The following is a 4,503-nucleotide window of genomic DNA, read 5'->3' on the forward strand; positions in this document are numbered from 1 at the left end:
CGTCGGTGCGACGGCCGCCAACGGTCCGGTCACGGCCGTCACGATTGCCGGCGCACCGGCATCCGGCTCCGCAGTGGCGAGCGGTACCGACATCATCTATACGGCGGCGGCAGGATTCAGCGGCAGCGTGCAGTTCAGCTATACGCTGACAAATGCTTTCGGCACATCCGCACCGGTCATCGTGAACATCACCGTCGCCGCACGCACCAATGCCGCCAACGATATCCAGGTCAAGGGGTTGGTCGCGGCACACGGCCAATCCGCCAGTCGTTTCGCTACGGCGCAGCTGGGCAACTTCAGTCGCCGTCTGGAAAGCCTGCACGGCGACGGCTGGGCGCGTTCCAGTTTCGGCCTGGGATTTGCACAGCCGGTCGCGCCGGCCAAGCCGCTGCTGGCGCAATGGAACGAGGACGAAGTCGATCGCGTGGTGGGTGCACCGTTGCAGGCGGGCATGCGCAAAGTGGGTTGGCCATTGCTGAGTCAGGCCGGCAAGTCCGACGCGAAGCCGCTCACCCCCAACGGCGAGGATCTTGATGCCTTGCCTGAACTGCCGAACAAGACTACCAATAGCGCCAGGCAGGAGTTGTCGCTGTGGATCGCCGGCACGGTCGACTTCGGCCAGCGCAACGCCGGTGGCCAGCAGGAAGGTTTCCGCTTCACCACCAACGGTATCAGCGTGGGCGCCGACTATCGTCTGAGCGATCAGCTGACCATCGGCGTCGGCACCGGTTATAGCCGCGACCGCAGCGACATCGGCGAAAACGGCAGCAAGAGCGTCGGACAAAGCGTGGTGGCGACGGTGTACGGCAGCTTCCGGCCGACGCCGAATATCTTTGTCGACGGCATGCTCGGCTACGGCGTGCTCAATTTCGACTCGACGCGCTATGTGACGGATGACGGAAGCTTTGCCACCGGCCGGCGGCAATCAACTGTTCGTCGCGCTGTCGAGCGGCTATGAATTCCGCGGCAATAGCTGGATGTGGTCACCCTATGGCAAGCTCGACCTGGCCTCGACCACGCTGGGGCAATACACCGAAGCCGCCGCCGGCAATAATGCGCTGACCTATTTCAAGCAACGCGTGCGCACCAGCAGCGGCACGCTCGGCCTGCGCACCGAAGGCCAGTACCTGAGCCGCGCCGGCATGTGGACGCCGCGCGGCCGCATCGAATATCGCCGGCAGTTTTCCGGCGCGGGCGAAGCGGGGATTTCGTATGCCGACCTGGCGTCGTCGGGGCCGGCATATGTGATCCGCTCGGACGACAGCTTCACCGGCAACTGGACTGCCGGGATCGGCATGCGCCTGATGCTGGCCGGCGGTACGTCCTTCATCGTCGACTACAGCAGCAATCTGAACGTCGGGCAGGGACGCTACTCGTCAATCCTGTTCGGGATCAACATGCCCTTGCGTTGAGGGAATCTGAAAGAGCGCTTGCAGCTTCTTTCAAAACCACCGCGCAGCGGCCTCAGCAACTTGCTCAGGATCCGCAGCGCCGTCGCCGGCCCACGCGACGATGCCGTCCGGCCGCACCAGCAGCGCACTCAGGCCGAGCTTGTCGCCGGCATCGCTTGCGCAATACGTGATGCGCTCGCTCCAGTGGCGCACCGTGGATTGCAGTGAGGCATCAGTGCCGAAATCCAGTAGCAGACCTTTGCCGTTGCGAAGATGCTCGCCAAGCCGGCTGCCGTCGGCCAGCACGAAATCTGGCGCGCTGCAGCCGACCAGCGGATGCTTGTCACCGAGTTCATAACGCAGCGACAAGCCCCAGACCCGTTCGGCGAAATAGGTCGCGCCGTCGCGTGTGCCGATCAGATCGCGGATGACGGCGGCCAGCGCGCGCGAACTTTCGCCCGGACGCATGAGGCCGACCTGCGCGCGCGACCAATCAAGTATTCGTGTACCCACCGGATGGCGTTCTGTTTCATAGCTGTCGAGTAATCCATCGGGTGCGTCGCCGCGGATGGTGGCTGCCAGCTTCCATCCGAGGTTCATCGCGTCGCCAAGGCCGAGGTTCAGCCCCTGGCCTCCCAGCGGCGAGTGGACGTGCGCGGCGTCGCCAGCCAGCAGTATGCGGCCCTCGCGGTAAGTCGCGGCCTGGAAGGCGCGGTCGGTCCAGGTCGCGGCGAGCCTCAGCGCCGTCACGTTGAGGGCACCGACGCCGGAAATGCGGCGCAACACCGACTCCACATATTCCCGCGTGATCGGTTGCGTGCGATGAAAAGCGCCACCGTCGAAGTCGACCATGGCGACGGTGCCAGGCGGCTGGAAGGTGTACATGCCGGTGGCGGTGTAGTGGCGACCCGGAGGCAGCAGTTGCGGATCGGCCAACGCGACTTCAACTGAGTAGCCGGTGAACTCCGGTTCGGTGCCGGCAAATTCAAAGCCGCCGATCTTGCGCACCGTACTGCGTCCGCCGTCGCATCCGACCAGCCAGCGCGCACGGAACGTCTGACCGCCGGCGTGAATGTCCACATGTTCATCCGACTGCCGGAGACCATCCACGCCGGCGCCGCGCATGATCTCCACGCCCATTGCATGAGCACGTGCGGCGAGCACCGATTCGATGTGCTGCCGCCCGCGCGCGGGGGGGGGCGGGGGCCCCCCGGGCAGGTGGTACGGCCACTTCGTGCGGTCGATCCGATCGAGATGGAACTGCATGCCGGCGAAGTGGCCGCCGGCGCGACGTGGTTGTTGCATCCAATGCGGCGTGGAGGCTGAGGCGTTGGCTACAGGCGAGGGCGCCTTGACGGCGTCCAGCAGGCCGCGCCAATGGAAGGCTTCGACGGTCGGAATCGACAGGCCACGTATGCCGAAGGGCAATTGCTTCAGCGGAGATTGCGGATTGTCGGTCTGCTCCAGCACCAGCACCGATACGCCGGCAAGACGCAATTCGCAGGCCAGGAACAAGCCGACCGGACCGGCGCCCGGCGACGATGACATCATGGATGGAGGGGGCGACGGTACGGGATGACGCGTGCATGAATGGCTCCTTGGTGGTCGTTCGACCGGGGCGGGTTCGTTGTCTTGAGAACCACACGGACGAACAGAAAGCGCCTGATGGCGCCGATGTTCGTCGTGGGACTCATGCACGGGCATGGACAGAGCTTCCTTGTTGACGGAAGGACCTGGGCTGGACCACACCAAGTCTGCCTTTTTCGACGTGCGTAATATAGCCGCCGGACGGGCGACGTGCAAGCTGCAATATTTTTTACATGGGCTGCATCTGGAGGATGAAGGACGTCTTGCGCCATGCCGCTACAATTGCCGGATGTTCAACCAACAGTGCACCAGGGAACCAGCTAATGGCGAACCACGACCGCATCAAGATCATTCCAAGGCGGACACCGGAATCGGCAGCCATGGTGGCAGCCGTGAAAAGGGCAATGACAATCACCGCGACGCTGAATCGCCTGACGTTCAATGACACGGAAGAAGTGCGCGCGGTCTTCAGCGATCTTATCGGAAAGCAGGTCGACGACGGCTTCAATCTGATCCCGCCTTTTCACACGACCGGCGGCACAGATATTGCCATTGGCCGCAATGTGTTCATCAATCAGAATTGCACCATCTATGATCTGGGCGGCGTCCACATCGGCGACGATGTGATGATAGGGCCGAACGTGAGCATCATCACCAGCGGCCATCCGCTCGAGCCTTCCCGCAGACGTGATTGCGTCGTCGCAAAACCGATCAGGATAGAGAAGAATGTGTGGATCGGCGCCGGCGCAACGATTATCGGCGGCGTGACAGTCGGCGAAAACGCTGTTGTCGGGGCCGGTTCGGTCGTCACACGGGACGTTCCGCCGGATACCCTGGTTGGAGGAAATCCGGCCAGAGTCATTCGTTCGATCGCCAGCGAAAAAAGACGCGCCGCCGCTTCAGTTTTCCCGCCCGGGAGCCGATAAAGCAAAAGGGGAACACCGTCCGCAGGGGATCATGCGATGACGGAAACATCAAAACAAGCAGAAAAAATCAAGGAACGGCACATGATCCACCTACTTCGCTCATCATCGTCGCTGGCGAAGGTGTTGGTGTTGCCGTTCATCGGACTGATCCTGCTGGTCTCGCTGCTGGTCGGCGGGCTCTCTTATTTTGCCGGACGGCATGCGGTGGTGTCGGTGGCCGAGCAATTGCTCGACCAGACTGCAGATCGCGTGGCGCTGACCGTCGAGCGCCACATCGACGGCGCCGCCTCGGTACTGGAATCAGCCTTTCCGCGCGGCATGCCGGCGGCAACCGATCTCAACGCCGACCTCGACAACCTGCGTTCGCGCTTCTGGATTTCGACTTCGCTGCATCCTGAACTCAATAATTACGTGTTCTACGGCAACCGCAGCGGCGACTTCGTCGGCCTGTTCCGCTACGCTCTCGACGACGCCGAACTGCGCGTCAAGCGCGCCACCACCGGTTATCGCAGTGCCTACCGCTTCACCAGCATCGACGGCCAGCTCAGCATGCCGAAGAACGACGCCACCGACTTCGATCCGCGCGCGCGGCCGTATTA

2 protein-coding genes and 2 pseudogenes are annotated in these 4,503 nt (G+C 63.0%); 3 read left to right on the plus strand and 1 reads right to left on the minus strand.

Features of this window, described 5'->3' with window-relative positions:
* Positions 1-73 precede the first annotated feature (73 nt).
* Positions 74-1,412, plus strand: a pseudogene (locus tag HLUSI_RS34935) (autotransporter domain-containing protein).
* Positions 1,413-1,442: 30 nt separating this feature from the next.
* Here the strand turns inward: HLUSI_RS34935 and HLUSI_RS28255 are convergent.
* On the minus strand, positions 1,443-2,942 hold the full coding sequence (locus HLUSI_RS28255; RefSeq protein ID WP_016834160.1) for an FAD-dependent monooxygenase: 1,500 nt from the start codon (positions 2,940-2,942) through the stop codon (positions 1,443-1,445).
* 359 nt (positions 2,943-3,301) lie between these two features.
* On the opposite strand from HLUSI_RS28255, the gene HLUSI_RS28260 reads away from it, so the two are divergent.
* Complete coding sequence (locus HLUSI_RS28260; RefSeq protein ID WP_050977701.1) at positions 3,302-3,904, plus strand: sugar O-acetyltransferase; 603 nt, start codon at positions 3,302-3,304, stop codon at positions 3,902-3,904.
* 81 nt (positions 3,905-3,985) lie between these two features.
* Positions 3,986-4,503 (plus strand): annotated as a pseudogene (locus tag HLUSI_RS0111730) (sensor domain-containing diguanylate cyclase); the annotation flags it as partial.

This window comes from Herbaspirillum lusitanum P6-12 (genome assembly GCF_000256565.1).
Taxonomy (GTDB): Bacteria; Pseudomonadota; Gammaproteobacteria; order Burkholderiales; family Burkholderiaceae_D; genus Herbaspirillum; species Herbaspirillum lusitanum.